20 protein-coding genes and 1 tRNA gene (1 of these 21 running past the window's edge) are annotated in these 22,513 nt (G+C 44.6%); 3 read left to right on the top strand and 18 right to left on the bottom strand.

Annotation, left to right across the window (positions count from 1 at the left end):
• From ACIRUQ_RS01195 to tig, 7 genes are all read right to left on the bottom strand, one after another.
• Window positions 1-174: the start of a metal ABC transporter ATP-binding protein gene (locus ACIRUQ_RS01195; RefSeq protein WP_021737459.1), read on the bottom strand. It extends 663 nt beyond the left edge of the window; only the first 174 of its 837 coding nucleotides appear in the window; the start codon lies at window positions 172-174; its stop codon lies beyond the left edge, outside the window.
• Window positions 171-1,223: a metal ABC transporter substrate-binding protein gene (locus ACIRUQ_RS01190; RefSeq protein ID WP_022035787.1), complete on the bottom strand. Its 1,053-nt coding sequence runs from the start codon at window positions 1,221-1,223 to the stop codon at window positions 171-173. The genes ACIRUQ_RS01195 and ACIRUQ_RS01190 overlap by 4 nt, the downstream gene beginning before the upstream one ends.
• Window positions 1,213-1,821, bottom strand: coding sequence for a ribosome biogenesis GTP-binding protein YihA/YsxC (gene yihA / locus ACIRUQ_RS01185; RefSeq protein ID WP_022035786.1), 609 nt, complete (start codon window positions 1,819-1,821; stop codon window positions 1,213-1,215). Before yihA ends, ACIRUQ_RS01190 begins: the two co-directional genes overlap by 11 nt.
• Window positions 1,811-4,135, bottom strand: coding sequence for an endopeptidase La (gene lon / locus ACIRUQ_RS01180; protein WP_404856518.1), 2,325 nt, complete (start codon window positions 4,133-4,135; stop codon window positions 1,811-1,813). Before lon ends, yihA begins: the two co-directional genes overlap by 11 nt.
• 105 nt (window positions 4,136-4,240) lie before the next feature.
• Window positions 4,241-5,500 (bottom strand): ATP-dependent Clp protease ATP-binding subunit ClpX, encoded by a 1,260-nt coding sequence (clpX, locus tag ACIRUQ_RS01175; protein ID WP_021737464.1) that lies wholly within the window; start codon window positions 5,498-5,500, stop codon window positions 4,241-4,243.
• 23 nt (window positions 5,501-5,523) lie between these two features.
• A complete protein-coding gene (gene clpP / locus ACIRUQ_RS01170) occupies window positions 5,524-6,108 on the bottom strand; it encodes an ATP-dependent Clp endopeptidase proteolytic subunit ClpP (RefSeq protein WP_021737465.1) in 585 nt (194 codons plus the stop codon).
• A 107-nt stretch (window positions 6,109-6,215) separates the two neighbouring features.
• Window positions 6,216-7,559, bottom strand: coding sequence for a trigger factor (gene tig, locus ACIRUQ_RS01165; protein WP_022035784.1), 1,344 nt, complete (start codon window positions 7,557-7,559; stop codon window positions 6,216-6,218).
• A 271-nt stretch (window positions 7,560-7,830) separates the two neighbouring features.
• Between tig and ACIRUQ_RS01160 the strand changes: the two genes are divergently transcribed.
• Window positions 7,831-9,417, top strand: coding sequence for a putative DNA modification/repair radical SAM protein (locus ACIRUQ_RS01160; protein WP_055290381.1), 1,587 nt, complete (start codon window positions 7,831-7,833; stop codon window positions 9,415-9,417).
• Between the two features lie 104 nt (window positions 9,418-9,521).
• The gene (locus ACIRUQ_RS01155; RefSeq protein WP_022035782.1) at window positions 9,522-10,277 is read left to right on the top strand and encodes a TIGR03915 family putative DNA repair protein; all 756 of its coding nucleotides are present in this window, start codon (window positions 9,522-9,524) and stop codon (window positions 10,275-10,277) included.
• A gap of 77 nt (window positions 10,278-10,354) precedes the next feature.
• On the opposite strand, the gene ACIRUQ_RS01150 is transcribed toward ACIRUQ_RS01155, so the two are convergent.
• The 5 genes from ACIRUQ_RS01150 to ACIRUQ_RS01130 all read right to left on the bottom strand — a co-directional run bounded on the left by ACIRUQ_RS01150 (window position 10,355) and on the right by ACIRUQ_RS01130 (window position 14,631).
• Window positions 10,355-10,708, bottom strand: a complete 354-nt coding sequence (locus ACIRUQ_RS01150) for a cupin domain-containing protein (RefSeq protein WP_021737471.1) — start codon at window positions 10,706-10,708, stop codon at window positions 10,355-10,357.
• 99 nt (window positions 10,709-10,807) lie between these two features.
• Window positions 10,808-11,563, bottom strand: coding sequence for an SDR family NAD(P)-dependent oxidoreductase (locus tag ACIRUQ_RS01145; RefSeq protein WP_022035781.1), 756 nt, complete (start codon window positions 11,561-11,563; stop codon window positions 10,808-10,810).
• A 101-nt stretch (window positions 11,564-11,664) separates the two neighbouring features.
• Entirely contained in the window at window positions 11,665-12,945 is a 1,281-nt protein-coding gene (locus ACIRUQ_RS01140; RefSeq protein ID WP_022035780.1) for a TRAP transporter large permease, read from the bottom strand.
• The gene (locus ACIRUQ_RS01135) at window positions 12,942-13,460 is read right to left on the bottom strand and encodes a TRAP transporter small permease (RefSeq protein WP_022035779.1); all 519 of its coding nucleotides are present in this window, start codon (window positions 13,458-13,460) and stop codon (window positions 12,942-12,944) included. The genes ACIRUQ_RS01140 and ACIRUQ_RS01135 overlap by 4 nt, the downstream gene beginning before the upstream one ends.
• A gap of 85 nt (window positions 13,461-13,545) precedes the next feature.
• Window positions 13,546-14,631 (bottom strand): TRAP transporter substrate-binding protein, encoded by a 1,086-nt coding sequence (locus ACIRUQ_RS01130; RefSeq protein WP_055290382.1) that lies wholly within the window; start codon window positions 14,629-14,631, stop codon window positions 13,546-13,548.
• Between the two features lie 129 nt (window positions 14,632-14,760).
• Between ACIRUQ_RS01130 and deoD the strand changes: the two genes are divergently transcribed.
• Window positions 14,761-15,483, top strand: coding sequence for a purine-nucleoside phosphorylase (gene deoD / locus ACIRUQ_RS01125; RefSeq protein WP_021737477.1), 723 nt, complete (start codon window positions 14,761-14,763; stop codon window positions 15,481-15,483).
• A gap of 400 nt (window positions 15,484-15,883) precedes the next feature.
• Here deoD and ACIRUQ_RS01120 read toward each other — a convergent pair.
• The 6 genes from ACIRUQ_RS01120 to ftsE form a co-directional block, all read right to left on the bottom strand.
• Window positions 15,884-15,956: transfer RNA gene (locus ACIRUQ_RS01120), tRNA-Gly, on the bottom strand.
• A 265-nt stretch (window positions 15,957-16,221) separates the two neighbouring features.
• A complete protein-coding gene (gene glmS / locus ACIRUQ_RS01115; RefSeq protein ID WP_022035777.1) occupies window positions 16,222-18,060 on the bottom strand; it encodes a glutamine--fructose-6-phosphate transaminase (isomerizing) in 1,839 nt (612 codons plus the stop codon).
• 156 nt (window positions 18,061-18,216) lie between these two features.
• A complete protein-coding gene (locus tag ACIRUQ_RS01110; RefSeq protein ID WP_022035776.1) occupies window positions 18,217-19,515 on the bottom strand; it encodes a S41 family peptidase in 1,299 nt (432 codons plus the stop codon).
• A gap of 20 nt (window positions 19,516-19,535) precedes the next feature.
• Window positions 19,536-20,780: a murein hydrolase activator EnvC gene (locus tag ACIRUQ_RS01105; protein WP_055290383.1), complete on the bottom strand. Its 1,245-nt coding sequence runs from the start codon at window positions 20,778-20,780 to the stop codon at window positions 19,536-19,538.
• A gap of 124 nt (window positions 20,781-20,904) precedes the next feature.
• Window positions 20,905-21,813, bottom strand: coding sequence for a permease-like cell division protein FtsX (gene ftsX, locus ACIRUQ_RS01100; protein WP_022035774.1), 909 nt, complete (start codon window positions 21,811-21,813; stop codon window positions 20,905-20,907).
• Window positions 21,803-22,489 carry a cell division ATP-binding protein FtsE gene (gene ftsE, locus ACIRUQ_RS01095; RefSeq protein WP_022035773.1) on the bottom strand — a complete coding sequence of 229 codons (687 nt, stop codon included), beginning with the start codon at window positions 22,487-22,489 and terminating at the stop codon, window positions 21,803-21,805. The genes ftsX and ftsE overlap by 11 nt, the downstream gene beginning before the upstream one ends.
• Window positions 22,490-22,513 lie beyond the last annotated feature (24 nt).

The raw sequence follows: 22,513 nt of genomic DNA, 5'->3' as shown, positions 1-22,513 counted from the left end.
GGCCCGGATGAGCGTGGATTTACCTGCACCGTTTTTCCCGATCACCGCCGCCAGGGTGCCACAGTGGATATGCAGATTCACATGCTGCAAGATGTTTTGTTCCCCAATGGTCACACCGATATCCTGCATTTTGATACAGTGCAAACCACAGGGCTGCATAATTTTTTTCATCATTGGAATGCCTCTTTCAACTGTTCAATATTGTTTTTCATGCCTTCCAGATAACTGTCTGCCGAATAATCTCCCCTGGTCAGTGTATCCAGATAAATAACTTTGACGCCGCTTTGTTTTGCTACCATTTCTCCCATGTCTGTGCCATACAGTTTTTCTGCAAGCACAACAGAAACATGGTTCTCTTCTATTGCATGCAAAATATCTGCCACTTCACCGGCACTAACCTGGCGTTCTTCGTCCAGATTCATCTCACCGGCCAGTGTCAGTCCATATTCCTGTACGATATATTCATATGCTTCATGAAAAACCACCACCGGCTGTGCAGCAATCTGCGACGAAAGTTCTGCTGCCTCCTGCTGTAATTCCCGCACTTTCCCCTGATAGGTCTGTGCATGTTTTGCATATTGCTCTGCATGGACACTGTCAGCTTCGGAAAGCCCCTCACAAATGTTCTGGACCTGAATCTGATAATCCGCCAGATTCATCCATGCATGAGCATTTTCATCCCCATGTGAATGCTCAGAATGATCGTGATCTGCATGATCGGCCTCTTCGTCATGAACATCACTTTCCGCCTTCGTATCTGCTGTTTCCGTCTCATGCAGGTGTTCTTCTGATTCCGCTTCATCCGAATCGACATCTTCCGTTCCTTCTGCCGCCTGTAATAGCTCAATTCCATCGCAGGCCTGAATAATCTTCAGATTCGGATAAGATTCTGCCACATCAGACAAAAAGGACTCAATACCGCCGCCATTTACGATAAACACATCTGCTTTGGACAGCAGTTTCATGTCTGCCGCTGTCAGCTGATAATCATGCAGACAACCGGTCTGAGGCTCACTTAAGTTCTCCAGTGTCACGCCTTCCACATCACCGATAACATTTTCTGCAGCAACATACATCGGATAAAAAGATGTCACTACCAGCAGATTGCCTTCTTTCAACTGTTCGCGGCTCTGCTCTGTTCTGACATATGCCATGGTCAGCATGTTTCCCACAAACAGGATTACTGCCAGCAGCACTGCGGTAAATACATATTTATTCTTCATCTGTCTCTCCTGATGATGCTAAAATCTGATCCACCAGATTCCAGATTTCTTCTCTTCCCTGTTTTGTTTCAGCGGAAAACGGGATCAAAATGGCTCCTTTTTCCGTATTCAACCCCAGACGAATCACTTTTAACTGTTTCTGAAGCTGACTGCGCTTGACCTTATCTGCCTTTGTAGCAATAATAATCGGATGAAAGCCCTGATATACCATCCACTCGTACATTATTTTGTCGTTCGCAGATGGCTCATGACGGATATCCACCAACAGAAATACTGCCCGCAGCTGTTCGGAACTATTCAGATAATTCTCGATCATAGTTCCCCATTTTTCTTTTTCCTTCTGAGATACTTTTGCAAAACCATACCCCGGAAGATCCGTCAGGTACAGTTCATCGTTGATATTATAAAAATTGATGGTCTGTGTCTTGCCCGGCTGACCGGAAGTGCGGGCAAGTGCCTTGCGGTTCATCAGGGCGTTGATCAGAGATGATTTTCCCACATTTGATTTTCCGGCAAATGCGATCTCCGGCTTTGTATTTTTCGGTAATTTACTGGTGTAGCCACACACCGTTTCCAGTGAAGCATTTTTAATGATCATTGGTTCCTCCATTCATTGCGATTTTCAGCACTTCTTCCATTTTTTTAACGTAACAGATCTGAAGACCTTCCCGGATTTCTTCAGAAATCTCTGCTATATCCGCTTCATTCTGGGCCGGAACGCATACGGTACGGATACCTGCAGTCTTTGCTGCCAGCAATTTTTCTTTCAAACCGCCGATTGGCAGCACGCGACCACGCAATGTGATCTCACCGGTCATTGCCACATCCGCACGCACCGGTTTCTTTGTAATAGCAGACAGCATTGCCGTCGCCATGGTAATACCGGCAGATGGACCATCCTTCGGCACAGCCCCCTCCGGAATATGGATATGGATATCGTGTTTTGTAAAAAAGTCTTCCGGAATATCATAAGACGCACCGATAGAACGGATATAACTGATGCCTGCCTGTGCAGACTCTTTCATCACGTCTCCCAGCTGACCTGTCAGTTTAAATTCGCCTTTGCCCGGCATCACATTAACTTCGATCTGCAGCGTATCACCCCCCACACTGGTCCATGCCAGGCCACGCACGATACCGATCTCGTCCTGTTCATTGATCCGGTCCACATGAAACCGTTCTTTGCCGAGATACTGTTCCAGCTGTTTTTCATCTACAAACACGGATTCACAGATTCCTTCGTAAATCTCTCTAGCTGCTTTTCTGCAGATTTCGCCTATTTTACGCTCCAGGTTACGCACACCTGCTTCTCTGGTATATCCGCTGATGATCTGATGCATCGCCTCATCGGTAATTGTCAACTGTTCCGGCTTCAGTCCATTTTTTCCAACCTGCTTGCCCAGCAAATGTTCCTTTGCGATATGCATCTTTTCGTTTTCCGTATAGCTGGATACCTCGATCAGTTCCATACGATCCAATAACGGACGTGGAATCGTATGTACATCGTTGGCCGTTGCGATAAACAGCACCTCAGATAAATCCACCGGCATATCTACATAGTGATCGATAAACTTGGCATTCTGTTCAGAATCCAACACTTCCAGCATAGCGGAAGATGGATCTCCCTTGTAATCACTGCTCATTTTATCAATTTCATCCAACAGCATCAGTGGATTCTTCACTCCGGCCTGCCGGATGCCCTGGATCAGACGTCCCGGCATAGCCCCAACATAAGTCCGGCGATGACCACGAATCTCTGCCTCATCTTTCACACCTCCCAGGCAGATGCGGACATACTTTTTATCCAGTGCCCTGGCAACAGAACGGGCAATACTTGTCTTACCGGTTCCGGGAGGTCCCACCAGACAGATGATCGGGCTTTCGCCTCCTTTTGTCAGTCCGCGGACAGCCAAAAACTCCAGCACACGTTCTTTTACTTTTTCCAGGCCATAGTGATCATCATTCAGAATCTGCTCTGCATTTTTCAGATCTGTATTGTCCACAGATTTCTTATTCCATGGCAGATCCAGTAATGTCTCAATATAGCCGCGCACTACACTGCCTTCCGACGGGCTGTTTGCCACATTTTTAAACCGGACAATTTCTTTTTTGATCCGCTCTTTGACTGTGTCATCAGCCTCCAGTTTCTCCAGTGATTCCTCAAATTGCCTGATATCAGAAGTGGTATTATCTTCTCCCAGTTCCTCCCGGATGACTTTCATCTCTTCCCGGAGAATATATTCTCTCTGATTCTGATCTATCCTCTCTTTTACCTTTTCCTGCAGTTCGTTCTTAATCTGCTGGATATTTGTTTCGTAAAGCAGAATCTTCATCAGGATCTCATACTGTGCAGTGAGTGAATCTGCTTCCAGAAGTTCCTGACGTTTTTCATAACCAAGAGGCAGTGTACCGCCCACTACCTGAATGAAACTTTTCAGCTTGTTGAGCCCCTCTGCCTGCTTCTTTAATTCTTTCCCGATTTTTGGATTAGAAGTACAGTAAGACAACAGTTTTTCCTGCAGACTGCGCAGCATCGCTTCCTCCACTTCCGGTGGCAGCTGCTCCTGCACGCTCTCTTCCTCTTCCAGCACAACCTGTGCTTTTAGGAATTCTTCTTTCTCTATAAAATATGCCAGTTCCGCCTTTTGTTTCGATTCCACAATTACCCGGACTACATGATTCTGCATTTTCACAATCTGCTTGATCTCCGCAACCACACCGGTAGCATAGACATCTTCCTGTTTGGCATGCTCGGTCTGCATATCCTTCTGTGTCACCAGAAAAATGTGATTGTCGTCATTCATCGCCGCTTCCACGGCATGAATGGATCGCTGAGTGCTGATATCAAAATGCGACACCACACCCGGGAGCAGTACGGACCCACGCAGGATCACCGCAGGTAATTCTTTCAAAATTTCACCCATATTGTTCCTTTCTCTCTTAACAAATGGGCGGTGTCATATCTGACCCCGCCCCTGCAAAACAGGAAACACTTTTTAGCCGTATTTCCCTCTCTTTTAATTCTCAGTTTCAATTGCACCATTGCGGTACTCAAGAACCGCTTCATCAGTTCCTTCCACCATTGCTTTTGTAATCGTGCACTTTTTGATATTTTTGTCAGACGGAATCCGATACATCAGATCCATCATGACATTTTCCATGATGGCACGCAAACCACGCGCCCCTGTTTTTCTGTTGATTGTCAGATCTGCCACTGCCTCCAGGGCATCATCTTCAAAAACAAGTTCCACTTCATCCAGTGAAAACAGCTTCTGATACTGCTTCAACAGAGAATTTTTCGGTTCTTTCAGGATGCGGATCAAATCTTCCCGCTCCAGAGCTTCCAGAGATACTGTAATTGGCACACGACCCATGAACTCCGGAATCATACCAAATTTAACAAAATCCTGCGGAAGTGCATCTTTCAGCAATTCGCTGATATTTTTATCATTCGTTCCTGCCAATTCCGCATTAAAGCCAATGGAACCTCGATCCATACGATTTTCAATGATTCGATCAATGCCTTCAAAAGCACCACCACAGATAAACAAAATATTTGTGGTATCAATCGGAATCAGTTCCTGCTGCGGATGCTTTCTGCCACCCTGTGGCGGAACAGACGCAACAGTTCCTTCCAGAATTTTCAATAAGGCCTGCTGTACTCCCTCACCGGAAACATCTCTTGTGATAGATGCATTCTCTGACTTACGGGTGATTTTATCAATCTCATCAATATAAATAATGCCGTACTCTGCTTTGGACACATCATAGTCTGCTGCCTGAATGATCTTCAGCAAAATATTTTCCACATCTTCACCAACATATCCGGCTTCCGTTAATGTCGTCGCATCTGCGATTGCAAACGGTACGTTCAGAATTTTTGCCAGTGTCTGTGCTAACAAAGTCTTACCGGAACCGGTTGGACCCAGCATCAGAATATTACTTTTCTGCAGTTCCACATCCAGATCCGGCTCAGCCAGAATACGTTTGTAATGATTGTAAACTGCTACGGATAATACTTTCTTTGCCTCATCCTGTCCAATAACATAGTCATCCAGAAATCCTTTGATTTCTTCCGGTGTCAACAGGTTGATATCCATGCTGTCATTATCCTCGTAATCCTGCATCTCTTCCTCAAGGATGTCATTGCAGGTCTCAATGCACTCATCACAGATAAAGATGCCTGCCGGTCCAGCGATCAGTTTGTGTACCTGATCCTGGGTTTTATTACAAAAAGAGCAACGGATTTTATCGCTCTGATTTATTCTTCCTGCCATTCAATCTTACTCCCACGCTACCTTTACTGTCTGTTTGTAATTACGGCATCAATAAGACCGTATGCTTTTGCTTCTTCAGCTGTCATATAATTGTCACGCTCAGTATCTGCAGCTACAACTTCATAAGGCTGACCGGTATTCTCAGATAAAATACGATTCAAGCGTTCTTTTGTCTTCAATATATTCTCCGCTACAATCTGAATATCTGTAGCCTGTCCTTTTGCTCCGCCGGACGGCTGATGGATCATGATCTCTGCATTTGGTAATGCATAACGTTTTCCTTTTGTTCCACCCGCAAGCAGAAACGCGCCCATACTTGCTGCCATACCGATACAAATGGTAGAAACATCACACTTAATATACTGCATTGTATCATAAATTGCCAGACCGCAGGAAACTACTCCACCCGGGGAATTGATATACAACTGGATATCTTTACCCGGATCCTCAGACTCCAGGAACAGTAACTGTGCCACAATCAGACTTGCTGTGGTCTCATTTACCTCTTCTCCCAGGAAAATGATTCTGTCTTTTAACAGACGGGAATAAATATCATAATTCCGCTCGCCTCTGCTTGTCTGTTCAACAACGTAAGGTACTAAACTCATATTGCTACCTCCTAAACATGAAAAGCAGACCGGCCTCGCCGGCACGATCTGCTTTCGTATCTTTACTTTGTCATGCAGGATATCTGATTCCTGCTGCTCTTTGAGAATTATTCAGCTGCTTCTGTCTCAGCTTCTGCTTCTTTCTCTTTTTTTGTTTTTGCTTTTGCACGAGGTTTTACAGACTCAGTGATCAGTTCAACTGCTTTCTGTACAGCCAGATCCTGTTTCATGTTCTCTTTCTCATCCTCGCCCATGTACTCTTTGAGTTTGTCAGCTTCCATGTTGTACATGGTTGCCATTTTCTCAATCTCAGCATCTACATCTGCATCTGTGATCTCAATGTTCTCTTCTTTTGCAATCTGCTCAAGAACAAGGCTGCTCTTGATACGTGTGATTGCATCCGGGCGAACCTGCTCTTTTAACTGATCCAGTGTCAGTCCGGAGAACTGAAGGTACTGATCCATAGACAGACCCTGCTGTGCCATCTGCTGTGCGAACTGGTTGATCATATTCTCGCACTGTGTATCGATCATTGCATCCGGGAGTTCCATTGTAGATTTATCAACGATCTTATCGATTGCTTCATCCTGGTATGCACGTTTAATCTCGTTCTGTTTCTGCTCTTCTAATTTTGCTTTTACACTGTCTTTGTACTCAGCAACGGTATCGAATTCGGATACATCCTGAACAAACTCATCATCCAGCTCCGGAATCTCTTTCGCTTTGATCTCATGAATTTTAACTTTGAATGTAGCTTCTTTTCCAGCGAGATCTTCTGCATGATACTCATCCGGGAATGTAACGTTTACGTCTACGTCATCACCAGCGTTTTTGCCGATCAGCTGATCTTCAAATCCCGGGATGAAGCTTCCGGAACCAATTTCTAAAGAGTGGTTCTCACCTTTGCCGCCATCAAATGCAACACCGTCTACGAATCCTTCAAAATCAATCACTGCTGTATCACCGTTCTCGATGGCACGATCCTCAACGTTGATTGTTCTTGCATTTTTCTCACGCTCTTTGTCGATTGCTGCTGTTACGTCCTCATCTGTTACAGTTCCGTCTACTTTTGTAACTGTTACACCGATGTATTTACCAAGTGTTACTTCCGGTTTTGTAGCAACTTCTGCTGTGAAGATGAACGGTTTGCCTTTCTCGATCTGAGTGATATCAACAACCGGTCTGGATACGATATCCTCTCCACACTCTTTTGCTGCATCAGCATATGCCTGCGGGATCAGTGCGTTTGCTGCGTCTTCGTAGAATACGCCTGCACCGTACATTTTCTCAACCATAGCTCTCGGAACTTTTCCTTTACGGAATCCCGGCATGCTGATATTTTTCTTCTGTCTGTTATATGCTTCCTGAAGTGCTTTCTCCAGCTCTTCAGCCGGAACTTCAATGGTAAGCTTTACTGTATTTTTTTCTAACTTTTCCACCTGTACGCTCATTGACAATTTCCTCCTTTATATCTATGTAGTCATTGTATTTTCTTAGAAAAAGGTATACTTCTACTACTTACAGTCATTTTTGGATTATAACACACAGATTTTATAATTGCAAGCAATAATCCCCCCCAGAATTATAACCTGGCTTTTCAGGCGCAGGCAACGATAAAAATTATGAAAAAGAATCTTTTTTCCTGTTGATTTTTCCTGTTCTCCGTGATAATCTGTTGTCACACTCGAACACATGTTCTTTTTTTCAACAGAGGTATCATTTATGGAACTTTATCATACAACACTTTCCTTACAGGAAAAACTGGAAATATTATCCGATGCGGCAAAATACGATGTATCCTGTACTTCCAGCGGTGTAGACCGCCGCGGAAAAAAGGGCTCTCTTGGCAATTCCTGTGCCGCCGGCATCTGCCACAGTTTTGCCGGGGACGGCAGATGTATCTCCCTGCTGAAGATCCTGCTGAGTAACGACTGTATCTATAACTGTCGCTACTGCCAGAGCCGCGCCGACAACGACTGCCGACGTGCCACATTTACCCCGGATGAGATCTGTCAGCTGGTAATCGAATTTTACAGACGCAACTATATCGAAGGCCTGTTTCTGAGTTCCGGTGTGTATAAGAATCCGACACACACAATGGAACTGATGTATCAGACACTGTTTCTGCTGCGCACCCGCTACCATTTCAACGGCTACATCCATGTCAAAGCCATCCCCTATGCTCCGGATGATCTGCTGGAACAGGTGGGCTATCTGGCTGACCGCATGAGTGTCAATCTGGAACTTCCCACGGCGGAAGGACTGGCCACGCTTGCGCCACAGAAAACCCGTGCATCCATTCTGACTCCCATGCGCCGCATGCAGCAGCGGATCAGCGGATATCGCCTTGCCATTGGAAAAAGTGCCTTTATGGAGCGCAGTACCGGCAACCAATACCTGGAACACAGCATTTTTTCAGAAACACAGCCATTGGATGGTTTATCGGACGGAATTTTTACACCGAATACCCTGACGCCGGAGATTCTGCATGTATCCGAAAAACCTGATCATAAAATTCATACATTGTCACCATCTGCCTTAGCAACTGAACCCAGACACTTACACTCTGCCTCACCGGAACTTTCCCAACAGTATACTCCTCACTCTGTGTGCAAAGACTCCGTTCCGTCAGCTGCTATTTCCGGTCACCCGGATCGTCCCTTTGCCCCCGCCGGCCAAAGTACCCAGATGATCATCGGTGCCACTGGTGAAACGGATTTTGAGATTCTGTCTACTACTCAGGCACTCTATCAGAATTTTGATCTGAAACGTGTATTCTATTCCGCCTACATCCCGCTGAATGACGACTCCGCCCTTCCTGCCATCGGCACACCACCACCGCTGTTGCGGGAACACCGGCTCTACCAGGCAGACTGGTTGCTGCGCTATTACGGATTCCATGCTTCTGAGCTGCTGACTCCGGATCGTCCAAATTTCAATCTCGCTCTGGATCCGAAATGTGACTGGGTGCTGCGGCATCTGGAACAGTTTCCGATTGAAGTTGCCACTGCGGACTATGCCACCCTGATGCGTGTTCCGGGCATTGGCAGTAAATCTGCCCTGCGTATTCTGAAAGCCCGCCGTATGGCTCCTCTCTCCTTTGACAGTATCCGGAAAATGGGTGTTGTCTTAAAACGGGCACAATATTTTATTACCTGTAATGGCAAAATGCATGTGCCGATCCGGCTGGAAGAATCCTTTATTACCCGCCAGCTTACCGGACTGGATACCCGCACGGGGTATGTCATCGCCTACCCGGATACACGCTATGAACAGTTATCTCTGTTTGATTTTATGAACGCAGAATAAGCATTCCCCCACGTCAAGTGTGCAGAGTACTAAGCAGTGGATAGGGGGATGCCTTATGTCTGCTTTACATAACAAAAAATGAAACAAGAAGGAGAACTGATCTTATGATTGTCTATACATGTGAAGATACCTTTGAAGCCATGATGACCTGTATCTATGACGCCTGGGCTTCCAAAGAAGGACACCAGAACATCCGACTGAAGACAGAGCCCCTAGGAACCATGGAACTCTTCTGTGAGTACCGCACCGTCACCTCTGATCCTGTAAAAGCCCGGAAAGTCGTCCGTTCCATCCAGCAGAAAATTTCTTCCACTGCCTACCTTATGGTTTATCGCTGCGCCTTGTCGGACCATCCGGATAAGCTGGACCGTATCTACCGGTTTCTGCTACTTGGATTCGCCTATCCGGCACAACTTACCGATATGCTGCAGCATCCTTACGTCAATGCGGTCTTTGAACTGAACCGCAAAGTTATGAATGAAGCTCATCTCTTCCGGGAATGTGTGCGCTTTCAGGCACTTCCGGGCGGTGTACTGCTGGCTCATATAAAACCAAAATCCGATATTCTGACACTACTCTATCCAGCCTTCGATGACCGTATGCCATCAGAAAACTGGATGATCATCGATGCCACCCGGAGAACCGCTGCCATCCATCCGGCAGATGCGCCGACTTATCTGACCACATTGTCCAAGGAAGAATTTCACCGGCTCAGCCTTGTTGAAAATCAGGTGGATCCATTTACAGATCTGTGGAAGTCTTTTTTCCATCAGATTGAGATTACACAACGCCACAACCCAAACTGCCAACGTACTCATCTGCCAATCTGGTACCGTAAACATATGACAGAGTTTAGGTAAAAAAGAACCTCCGGCGGAATGGGAAGCCGAAGGTTCTTTTCGAGAAAATTATTATCCAAAGAAAGTAAATAATCGCTTTACTGAGCCGGAAGAAGAATCACAAGCATAATGGCAGTCTCTACCCCAACGTTTGTCACGCATTTCGGAGAATTTGCTGCAATATGAACACTGTCACCTTCCTCAAGCAAGGTTTCCTGACCATCCTCGCCTTTGAAGAGCAGTTTTCCTTTTGCCACATAATAAATAGACTCTGCTGCATTGGTACTGAAATCAGTGCCGCCGCCAGCCGGCAGGAAATGTGAGCGGGATAAGATCAATTTACCACCTTCTACATCTGCCGGATCATGCAATCTCGTCAGTTTACACTCATTATGTGCCGGAAGTTCATATGTATAATATTCATCTGTTTTTGTAATTTTATATTTAGCCATGTCTGCCTCCTCTGGGTCGTCACATACTTGTTATATACATAGCACATACTTGTTATATACTCATGGTATACCAATTATGTCAAAAAATAATATATGATTTTACCACATGGTCCATCCGCCATCGATCACCAGTGTCTGTCCTGTAATCATAGCAGCTTCATCAGATGCCAGATAGTTGAATGCAGCCCCTACTTCAGACGGTTCTACCACACGGCCTACCGGAATCATACCAAGCACCATATCACGATATTCCGGATCTTCCAGTCTTGCTTTTGTCAAAGCTGTCATAGCAAAACACGGTGCCACTGCATTTACAGTAATACCAAATGGAGCGAGATCATAAGCAAGTGCACGGGTCATCGCATTGATACCACCTTTGCTTGCACAATATGGCTGCTGATTTTCACGTGCAACTAATCCTGCCTGGCTACTTGTGAAAATGATACGTCCTTTTCCCTGCGCTTTCATAACCGGAGCCACTGCCTGAGCCATGAAGAATGCACCACGTAAGTTTACATTCATAACTGAATCCCACACTTCCGGTGTAACCTGATCTAACGGCATCGGACGGTTTAATCCTGCGTTGCTTGCCAGAATATCAATACTTCCGTATTTTTCCTTTACATCTGCGATTGCTTTTGCGATGGAATCCTGGTCTGTAACATCCAGATCATGTGTATATACTTCCTCTACGCCTGCTTTCTTGCACATCTCAATGGTCTCATCCATAGAAACTCCCGGACGGTCAGTTGGAACTACTTTTGCTCCCTGTTTTGCGAATGTAGCTGCTATAGCCTGTCCTAGTCCGGCTGCCGCACCTGTTACGATTGCTACTTTTCCTGTTAATTCGTACATTTTTTCTCCTTTCAATATCTTTCTCTTCCTTACAATCATGAGTACGATCACTCATGATCGTAATCTGCCAAATAATTTTACCTTATCTCAGGTCGTTTCAATTACATCATACTGTTCGGAATTACCATAACAATATCCGGAATATATGTAATCAGGAACAACATTGCAATACTTACCAGAATGTATGCCACGGTATGTTTATTTACAACAACTTCCACACGGTCTTTTGTAAGTCCGGCTGCTACATACAGATTCAGTCCTAATGGCGGTGTTGCACATCCGATTGCCAGGTTGATACACATAATAACACCAAAGTGTACCGGGTTGATACCAAACGTACCAAGTACCGGAGCCAGGATTGGCGCCAGGATAAGAATCGCTGCTGTTGTCTCCATAAAACATCCTACCACAAGCAGTAATATATTAACAAGTAATAAGAATAAATATTTATTTCCGCAAACGGCAATAATGAAGTTTGCAATGGAATTGGTCAACTGGTAACGTGTCATAATGTATCCGAACATTGCTGCTGCAGCCATGATAAATAATACCATACCTGTTGTAGATCCGGAGCCAACAAACGCTTTCTTCAGTTCCTTCGGATTTAACTCACGATATATAAAAATACCAACAATCAGTCCATATGCACAGGCAACACCTGCTGCCTCAGTCGGAGTAAAAATTCCTCCGTAAATACCGCCGAGGATAATAACCGGAACTAATAACGCACCAATTGCTTTTACAAATTTCTGCAGTAAATTTTTCAGTGAAAACGGAGTACGTTTTACATCTTTATGTGAAATACCATATTTTACTGCAACGATCATCATGGCAACTCCCATCAGGATACCTGGCAAGATACCGCCCATGAACATGCTTCCTACGGATGCGTCTGTAACAGATGAGTAGGAAATCATAACGGTTGATGGAGGAATAATACAGCCCAATACACCTGGGACTGCTACGGATGCCAGTGCAAACCGTTTGTCATATCCGGCTTCAATCATCGCCGGCACCATAATACTTCCGATTGCAGCACAGGTTGCTGTCGGAGAACCTGATAATGCTCCAAAAATCATACAGGACAGAATCGATACAACACCTAATCCACCCGGCATCCATCCAAGAATAGCATCACAGAAATCTGTCAGTCTTTTGGAGATACCTCCGGAAGACATCAGATTGCCTGCCAGCATAAATAATGGAATGGCCATAATGGTGAAACTGTCCAGTGAGCCGAACATTCGCTGTCCAAGTACGATCGGACTCACATCTCCGGTTGTAAAAACAACCAGTAATGCTGCTGCACCAAGACACAATGCGATAGGAGCACCGATTACAAGTAAAACTAAAAATGTAACGAATAAAATTGTTCCTATCATAATTCCGCGCCCTCACTTTCTGCTGTTTCCGTTTTTGCCGGAGCTAAATCTTCCTTGATATCAACGATCGTATGTACGATTGCCAGTGCCATAGAAATCGGAATAATTGAATATACAACTGCCGTCGGAATGTGAGTAGCTGTTGTCAGCTTACCACTATCCATATACTGCATCAGGCAATTGCAACTTACAAGAAACAGGATTGCTACAATTGCGGTACTGATTATGTGTCTGATTTTGATAATAACCGGCTGCCAGGATTTTGGAAATTTTTCAGCAAACACAACTACACCTACATGAGCATGTGTGCGGAATCCCATGGCCGCTCCTGCATAACCACACCAGATCATCAGATAACGGGCAATTTCTTCGCCCGGCACGAACTGAACTTTGAATACATAACGGCATAATACGATTGCCATTGTAACTACTACCATTGCTGTAAACAGTACAATTACCATCCAATCTTCAATCCCACCGATTATCTTTCCTGCTTTTTTTAATCCTTTCGACATATAAACTCCTTTAATTACTGATATACAAAGTTATCCAAATACCTCTCACATGTATACCATCAAGAATGCCAGAGGCGTTCTGATCTTATTTCAGATACTGCTTTTCAGATTCCTGAATCTTATCAATCATATCCTGCTCGATACCCTTGGTACCTACCCATTTATCATATGTAGAATGCATCGCATCTGCCCACTCGTCTGCATCGATCTCAACAATCTCTGTACCACTGTCTTCAATTTCTGCAACTGCTTTCTCTACATAGGAAGCTGCCTGCTCACGCTGATAAGAAATAGAGTCATTAAATGCTTTCTGAACAATTTCCTGATCTTCAGAAGATAAAGAGTTCCATAAATCCTCGTTCATAACAACCGGTGCCGGAATAAAATGATGTTTTGTCATTGTGATGTAATCACACTGCTCATAGAATTTACCGCCATACATATTTGTAAGGGTTGTTCCTGATACACCATCAATGGTTCCCTGCTGTAAGGAAGTATAAATGTCGCCCCATGCAACGCTTAACGGATTTGCGCCAATGGAAGAAAGTGAGTCACACTGTAACTGTGAAGAATGTGCACGGATACGCAGCCCCTTTGCGTCTTCCGGATGAACAAGCTTCTTATTGGAACCGATCATATACTCACCATTATCATAGAATCCAAGTCCTTTGAATCCGGAACCTTCCAGTGCCTCACAACGATCCTGTCCCAGCCATTCATCCATAACGGACCATGCAGAATCCGTAGCTTTGAATAAGTACGGTAAATCAAAGTAGTTCATGCAATCGGTAAATCCAGATAAAGAAGGGGTAGATGCGATAGACATATCAAGTGTTCCCATCTGAACAGCCTCAAGCATCTCAATCTCAGATCCTAATGTACCACCACTCTGTACAGTAGCTGTAATTCTGCCATCAGAATACTCTGACAGTAATTCTGCAAATTTATTCAGTCCGAGATCCCACGGCTGATCAGCTGATAAAACGTTACCAATCTGCCAATTGTAAGTCTCCCCGCCGGATGCTTCCTTCTTTGCAGAACCATCATCTGTTTTTGCACTTCCACCATTGTCTTTGCTTCCGCAAGCTCCCAGTGATAATGCCATAATACCGCATAATACAACAGCTAAAATTTTCTTACGGGCAATTGTAACAGGAAACTTTGTTGACATTTCATTTTTCATCACGTATAGTGTGATAGGTAATAGAAAGACATGATATGTACTCCCGGAATCTTTCAAAACACGTCGTTTTGGGCATGATTCTGTGCGTACATTAAATAACAACAGGAGGAATTCAATATGATTTCAACACCTTCCGCATGTATTGTCGCAGAAAAAGAAAAGGTGGCAAAAGTGGTTCTGATGCCGGGCGATCCTCTGCGTGCAAAATATATTGCAGAAAAATATCTGGAAAATCCGGAATTATTTAACACCGTTCGTAATATGTACGGTTACACAGGTACTTACAAAGGAAAACGCATCTCCGTAATGGGCAGCGGCATGGGAATCCCATCTATGACATTATATGCTCATGAACTCTACAATTTCTTTGATGTAGATTCCATTATCCGTGTAGGTTCTGCCGGAGCACTTCGCGATGACATGAAAGTACGCGATGTCGTAATCGCCATGAGTGCTTCCACAAATTCAAAATTTGATGTACAGTATGGTTTCCCGGGAACACTCGCGCCGACTGCTGATTTTGATCTGCTGAATGATGCAGTATCTGTCTGCAAAGAGAGAGAAGCAAGTGTCAAAGTCGGAAACGTATTCACAACCGATGTATTCTACAACGCAGACTCCAATATCCCGTCCCTGTGCCGTGATCTCGGAATGCTCTGTGTAGAGATGGAAACAGCAGGTATCTACTGGGAAGCAGTTGCTTCTCATAAAAAAGCATTAAGTATCCTGTCCATCTCTGATCACATGTTCCGTCATGAAGAACTGACTGCTCTTGAGCGTCAGGAATCCTTTGACGAAATGATCGAGATTGCACTTGAGACTGCATGGAGAAGCCTGTAAGTTTTGTGGCTTGCGTAGATGTGCAGTGATTCTGAGAAGAATATGTCAGCTTTCGCTGACCAGAATCATGCACCAAGTCTCACGTGCGTTCGACTTAAATATTAAATAAAAAAGGGAATTCTTACCTCTGCAGCGACAATCGCTTGCCAAGGAAAGAGTTCCCTTTTTCTCTATTTACATTTCTCCGAAACTTTGATCTATTACATTTTGCACTACATTCCGTTGGGCAGGAGCGCGAGACGGCGCTATTGGTCTGGGAGACCAATGGTTAGCGCCGACCGAGGAGGACTTTATGTCCTCCGAGACCTCGAACAGGATTCTGTGAATCCTGTTCTGAGCCCGTCAGGGCTCATTTCATGCAAAAAGGGATATCCTATCGGATATCCCTTTGCATGAAAAGAGCGCGAGACGGGACTCGAACCCGCGGCCTCGACCTTGGCAAGGTCGCGCTCCACCAACTGAGCCACTCGCGCATTTCTTATTGTTTTGTGCTCTTGCTGAACACAAGACATAATATACAGGATAACCCTCTTTCTGTCAATCATTTTTACGCAAAAAATAAAGTTCGAAATTATACTGTATTTTCAGAAAATTCATTCAATTATCCACTCAAAGTATACGCTCGAACAAACCGCCCCGGAACCTTCCGCTTTAAACATCTGGATCCGGGGCAATTCTCTATCACTATAAAACTTCTTTTATTATCTTTTTTGCATCTCCGACAAAAGAAATATGTTTTTATTCTACCGTTACAGATTTTGCAAGGTTTCTCGGCTTATCCACATCAAGGCCTTTTGCAACACTGACATAATATCCCAACAGCTGCAGCGGAATAATCGCCAGACTGGTGGCAAAATGCGGATTTGTCTTCGGTACATAGACGGAAAAGTCTGCGGTATCCTCAATACTGTAATTTCCGTATGTGGTCAGTCCCATCAGATATGCACCACGGCTCTTCACTTCTACCATATTGCTGACCGTCTTTTCATACAAATTGCTCTGGGTCAGGATACCAACTACCAGTGTATTATCCTCTATCAGGCTGATGGTTCCGTGTTTTAACTCTCCGGCTGCATAAGCCTCGGAATGAATGTAACTGATTTCTTTCATTTTCAGACTGCCTTCCAGACTGATGGCGTAATCCAGTCCACGTCCAAGGAAGAACATGTCTTTTGCATTTGCATATTTACTTGCAAACCACTGAATCCGCTCTTTGTCATCCAGGATTTTCTGGATTTTTTTCGGAAGTGTCTGCAGTTCTGCGATCATTTTTTCACAGTCTTCATCACTGAGCAGCCCTCTGATCTGTGCAGTACGCATTGCTACCAGATACATAGCCACCAGCTGTGTACTGTATGCTTTTGTAGTGGCAACGGAAATCTCCGGACCAGCATATGTATACAGTGTATAATCGCTCTCACGGGCAATGCTTGAACCAACGACATTGACAATGCCCAGAACTGCTGCTCCTTTTTCCTTTGCCAGACGCAGGGCTGCCAGACTGTCTGCTGTCTCTCCGGACTGAGAAATGATCACTACCAGTGAATTTTTCACTAGGATTGGATTACGATACCGGAACTCAGACGCGATATCGATTTCTACCGGAATCTGAGTCATATCTTCCAACACATATTTTGCTGCCATCGCAACATGATATGCCGATCCGCAGCCTATGATGTAAAAACGCTCGATAGAAGCCAGTTCTTCATCCTCCAGACCAATCTCTGAAAAATCTATCTGATTTCCTTTCAAATAAGCACCAATGGTATCCTGAACGGCTTTTGGCTGTTCATGGATCTCTTTTAACATAAAATGCTCATAACCGCCTTTTTCTGCTGCCTCAGCATCCCATTTGATCTCTACCATCTCTTTTTCGATTTCTTCTTCATCTGTATTGAAAAAATGGATTTCATCTCTGGTCAGCTCTGCAATCTCCAGATTATCAATGTAATATACGTTACGTGTCTGATCCAGAATTGCAGGAACATCAGATGCGATCAGAGATGCACCTGCTGTTTTTCCAATGATCAGCGGACTGTCTTTTCTTGCCGCAAATAATTTGTCCGGATAGTCTTTGAACAGCACGCCAAAAGCGTAAGAACCTCTGATGTGCAGCATTGCTGTGGCAATGGCAGACACCGGTGATGCTGTTTTCTTATAATAGTAATCAATCAGTTTTACGGCAACTTCTGTATCCGTTTCGGAATAAAATGTATAACCACGTTTTACTAATTTTTCTTTTAATTCCTGGAAATTCTCAATAATTCCATTGTGTACCAGCACGACATTTTTCCCTTCGGAACAATGCGGATGCGCATTTGTCTCAGATGGCTCACCGTGTGTTGCCCAGCGGGTATGACCGATACCACAGCTGCCATATACCGAATGACCTTCATCAGTCTTTTCAATCAGAGTTTTCAGACGTCCTTTTGCTTTTACAACTTCAATCTCACCATTAGTTTCATTACGGACTGAAATTCCGGCTGAATCATATCCTCGATATTCCAGTTTTGCCAGACCGGCAAGCAATATTGGAGCAGCCTGCTGATCACCAATATATCCTACAATTCCACACATGATAATTTCTCCTTTCACCTTTCCACTTCATGCTTTGCGTTTCACTCATCTTCAAGTCGAACGCTGCATCTGTATATTTCCCTTTTTTCTTTTGTTTCAACAGTTATATTTTTCTTTCAAAAAGAAAACTACAACTTGCATAATAACATACTATTTTTACTGTTGCAATACTTCCAACGCTTTCTGGATCTGATTATCATATTCTACGCTGTATCCGGCACCTTCCGGACCGGTAAATTCATACTCCAGTTCTTCGTCCGGGGTGATTCCGATTCCCTGAATACAAGTTCCGCTCGGTGTAAAGTAGCGGTTTGTTGTGATTTTGAAAGCACTTCCATCCTTCAGAGTCAGAATGGACTGAACCACACCTTTTCCATATGTGGTAGTTCCAATGATGGTTCCTGCTTTTCGATCCTGAATCGCACCTGCAAAAATCTCAGAAGCACTGGCACTGTAACCGTTTACCAGAACCGCCAGCGGCAGATCCAGTGTTTTCTCATCCGTAGAAGTATAGTCTACTCGTTTTCCACTTCTGTCTTCGGTATAAACCAACAACCCTTTCGGCAAAATATCATCCAGCATATCGCAGACAGATGTCAGCATACCACCCGGATTAGAACGCAGATCCACAATCAACGCAGTCATTCCGTCTCCCTGCAGACTGTCCAGTGCTTCCTCAAACTGCTCTGCCGTGTGCTCGGTAAATTCTGTCACCTGTATGTAACCGGTATGATTCTCCAGCATCTGTGAAGAAACTGTCGGTAATACAAGATTTTTTCTCGTAATATCAAATTCCAGATTTTCAGCTTCCCCGCTCCGGGCAATTACGAGATGTACCTGGGAACCTTCCTCGCCGCGGATATGATTCACAAATTCTGTCAGATCCATGGATGCTGCCTCATAGGAATCTGCTGAAATGATCACATCGCCTTCCTGCAGTCCACTCTCCTGCGCCGGTGATCCATCGTATACATGAAGGATTGTCACTGCTTTGCTGTCATCGTCCTGCTGCAGGCTGGCACCGATGCCACAGTAAGTACCCGACACACTGGTATCAAAAAGTTCCTTCGCCTCCTCTGCTGTATAATACTGGGAATATACATCCAGATTATCAAACAGACCGGCATAAAGTCCTTCCTCCAATGTCTCCGTATCCACATCCTCATAATAATTGGACTGAATATAAGAAGCCAGCGACTCAATCTTCTGCTCCGTATCACGGTTGAGCAAATCACCGGAGCTTCCGGCAGACAAAAGTCCCAGCCCGCTTGTTGCCCAGAACATGACACCGCACACCACTGCCATAGTCACTGCACCTACGGCAAATCCTTTTCCAAATCCACTTTTTTTCTTTTTTTGCTTTTTCCTTTTTCCATCCTGTCCCGTCGGTACAGCTTCATATTCGGAACTCTGCTCCGCTGTACTTACCTGTATTTCCTGTTCATCCTGATTCATTCTGATCTTCTAACTCCTTTTTACCCTTTGAGATAATTACCCGGATCCACATACTTTCCATTTAATTGAACGCCAAAATGCAGATGCGGTCCGGTAGAAACACCGGTACTTCCTACTTTTGCAATCGTCGAACCACGACTCACACTCTGTCCCCGGGATACAAGGACTGCCGAGCAGTGCTCATAAATTGTAAACAGACCACCACCATGACTTAAGATCACATAATTCCCAAGTACACTGCTGTATCCGGTAGATGTCACCACACCATCTGCAGCTGCCACAATAGCCGCTCCCGCAGACGCTCCGATATCATATCCCTGATGATAACTTGTCGCTCCGGCTGTCGGTTTATCACGATATCCGAATCCACTGGTAATTTTATGGCTGGAGGGACACGGCCAGGTAAACACACCACCTTCATAAACGTCATTCGTATTCACATTTGAATCAGCGGAAGCATTGTTTTTCTGAACTTCCTGCTGTTTCTGTTGCTCTTCTGCCGCTTTTTTCGCTGCTGCTTCTGCCGCCAGCATCTCCTGGATCAGCTGATTTTCTGCCTCAATCTCCTGCTGATACTGCTGAGCATTCTGTTCCGCCTCAGAGATTCCCTGACGCACACCAGACAGCTGAGTCTCTTTTTCCTGCATCAGAAGATTAACTGCCTGCTGCTCCTCTTCCAACTGTGCCTGCAAGGCTTCCAGATCCGCCTTATCTTTCCGGATCGTCTCTTCCGCATTCTGGATCAATACCTGGGTCTGCTGATATTCTTCCAGTTTTGCCCGGTCATACTGCATCATGGTGGACATATAATCCACCTGCTTGAGCATTTTCGCAAAACTTCCGGATTCCAGCAAAGCTTCCAGATAACCGATACCGGAGTTCTGATACATATATCGTATGCGGACTTTCATGCTTTCATACTGCTCGGATTCATCTGTTCTGGCTGCCTCCAGCTGATTTTGTGTATCCAGCAATTCTTTATTTTTTTGTCTCGTCTGTGCTTTAAGAGTATCGATATTTCCGGAAATCACGTTCAGTCTGTCATCCAGTTCCCTGACTGCCTCCTGAATATCTCCCTCCTGATCCTGTAACTGTTCAATCAATGCCTGGGCATCATTCAGGTCGTTTTCCAATTGTGTCTTCCGCTTCTGCGCCTCAGAAATACTCCCAGAAGCAGCAGAAGCGCCGGCACTTCCTGCTATCGTTGCAAGAAATACCGCCGCCATAACAACTCCTATGATTTGTCTGATGTTTCTTTTTACCATCAAATCAATCTCCTATATTCTATGTTCTTCTGCCGTCTGCCATTCTGCCTGAAACATCACAACGCTATCATCTATCCACTATTCTACTTGAAAACAGCATTGTATTTTTCTGAAGTCTGACCTCTTATACATTAATATGTTTGTGAACCGTTGCTTTACTTCCGATATATCCAATACCAACACCGAGAATCAGACCTACCGGAACCAGAATCTCGAATACCGTCTGCACCGGAAGGAACGTCAGCAGATTATTCAGGAAACCAAAACGGCTTGCCACATAAGTAATAATTTTTCCATACATAGCATACAGAATGCACAATGGAATGACCGCTCCGATCAGTCCGATCAGAATACCTTCCACAATGAATGGTGCACGCACGAAGAAATCTGTCGCTCCGATCATCTTCATAATGCCGATTTCTTCCCTGCGGACTGCAATACCGGTACGAACGGTGTTGCTGATCAGGAATACTGCCACACAGATCAGGATTACAATAATAACAGCCGATACGATACTTACCAGACGATTAAAATCGGTCAGCGTATTTGCCACCATCTCAGACTGTCTTACTTTGCTGATATGATCCTGGCCTTCCAGGTAAGATACCAGACTGCTCTGCTGGGAAATATCTTCCATGTAAATCTCATAGTTTGCTTTGTCAGACAGAGGGTTGTCAGATCCGAAGCTTGCTGCTGCCGCTTCATCTCCATCAAAATACTCAAGCTTATATTCCGCCCATGCCTCATCCGCAGACACGAAATTAAAACTGGATACTTCCGGTCTCATTGCGATTTTCTGGCCGATCTCATCAATCTCATCCTGTGTCGTTCCCTCATCGAAAAATACTGTGATCGCCACACTGGATTCCACGTCTTTTACAACATGCTGAAAGTTCGCCACAATGGCATAAAACATACCAAACATAAAGATACATGCTGCCATGGTTGCAATGGAAGCAATGGAAAACATCTTATTTGTCCAGATATTCTTGATACCCTGTTTGATGGTATATCCAAATGTACTAATTTTCATCTTCATCACCGCCCATCTTTACGTCACTTACTACATGACCCTGCTGCAAGGTAATGACACGTTTTTTCATTGCCTCTACAATTTCCATGTTATGACTTACCACAAGCACTGTCGTGCCTCGTTTGTTAATCTCATCCAGGAGCTTCATGATCTCCCACGCATTGTTCGAATCCAGGTTACCGGTAGGCTCATCTGCCAGCAGGATCTTCGGTTCATTGATCAATGCTCTGGCAATAGCCACACGCTGCTGCTCTCCACCGGATAACTGATTCGGTTTTGATTTATATTTTGCCGCAAGCCCTACCAAAGATAATATTTTTGGCACTTTTTCCTTAATGGCACGGTTCGGTGCTGAGATAACACGCTGTGCAAATGCTACGTTTTCATAGACATTTCGATCCTTTAACAGACGGAAATCCTGGAACACACAGCCCACATTCCTTCGGAACCGTGGAATCTGACGACGCGGGATCTGTGACAGGATCTTGTCATTGATCACAATGGTCCCTGAAGTCGGCTCCAACTCCTTAAGCAGCAGTTTAATCAGCGTAGATTTGCCGGAACCACTGTCTCCCACTACAAATACAAACTCGCCTTCATCTATCTGAATATTAATATCAGACAGTGCCGGTGCGCCTTCTGTATATGACTTACTTACATCTTTTAACGTAATCATACTTATCCTTGTCCTCCTTCATTC

The organism is Eubacterium ramulus, assembly GCF_045002895.1.
Lineage (GTDB): Bacteria > Bacillota > Clostridia > Lachnospirales > Lachnospiraceae > Eubacterium_I > Eubacterium_I ramulus.
The sequence above is the reverse complement of the archived record's forward strand: the minus strand, read 5'-3'. Positions and strand labels throughout refer to the sequence as shown.

Coding starts and splice junctions, on each gene's coding strand:
- ACIRUQ_RS01190 (WP_022035787.1), bottom strand. CDS start 1,223: ATGAAGAATAAATATGTATTTACCGCAGTGCTGCTGGCAGTAATCCTG.
- yihA (WP_022035786.1), bottom strand. CDS start 1,821: ATGATCATTAAAAATGCTTCACTGGAAACGGTGTGTGGCTACACCAGT.
- clpX (WP_021737464.1), bottom strand. CDS start 5,500: ATGGCAGGAAGAATAAATCAGAGCGATAAAATCCGTTGCTCTTTTTGT.
- clpP (WP_021737465.1), bottom strand. CDS start 6,108: ATGAGTTTAGTACCTTACGTTGTTGAACAGACAAGCAGAGGCGAGCGG.
- tig (WP_022035784.1), bottom strand. CDS start 7,559: ATGAGCGTACAGGTGGAAAAGTTAGAAAAAAATACAGTAAAGCTTACC.
- ACIRUQ_RS01160 (WP_055290381.1), top strand. CDS start 7,831: ATGGAACTTTATCATACAACACTTTCCTTACAGGAAAAACTGGAAATA.
- ACIRUQ_RS01155 (WP_022035782.1), top strand. CDS start 9,522: ATGATTGTCTATACATGTGAAGATACCTTTGAAGCCATGATGACCTGT.
- ACIRUQ_RS01150 (WP_021737471.1), bottom strand. CDS start 10,708: ATGGCTAAATATAAAATTACAAAAACAGATGAATATTATACATATGAA.
- ACIRUQ_RS01145 (WP_022035781.1), bottom strand. CDS start 11,563: ATGTACGAATTAACAGGAAAAGTAGCAATCGTAACAGGTGCGGCAGCC.
- ACIRUQ_RS01140 (WP_022035780.1), bottom strand. CDS start 12,945: ATGATAGGAACAATTTTATTCGTTACATTTTTAGTTTTACTTGTAATC.
- ACIRUQ_RS01135 (WP_022035779.1), bottom strand. CDS start 13,460: ATGTCGAAAGGATTAAAAAAAGCAGGAAAGATAATCGGTGGGATTGAA.
- ACIRUQ_RS01130 (WP_055290382.1), bottom strand. CDS start 14,631: ATGTCAACAAAGTTTCCTGTTACAATTGCCCGTAAGAAAATTTTAGCT.
- deoD (WP_021737477.1), top strand. CDS start 14,761: ATGATTTCAACACCTTCCGCATGTATTGTCGCAGAAAAAGAAAAGGTG.
- glmS (WP_022035777.1), bottom strand. CDS start 18,060: ATGTGTGGAATTGTAGGATATATTGGTGATCAGCAGGCTGCTCCAATA.
- ACIRUQ_RS01110 (WP_022035776.1), bottom strand. CDS start 19,515: ATGAATCAGGATGAACAGGAAATACAGGTAAGTACAGCGGAGCAGAGT.
- ACIRUQ_RS01105 (WP_055290383.1), bottom strand. CDS start 20,780: ATGGTAAAAAGAAACATCAGACAAATCATAGGAGTTGTTATGGCGGCG.
- ftsX (WP_022035774.1), bottom strand. CDS start 21,813: ATGAAAATTAGTACATTTGGATATACCATCAAACAGGGTATCAAGAAT.
- ftsE (WP_022035773.1), bottom strand. CDS start 22,489: ATGATTACGTTAAAAGATGTAAGTAAGTCATATACAGAAGGCGCACCG.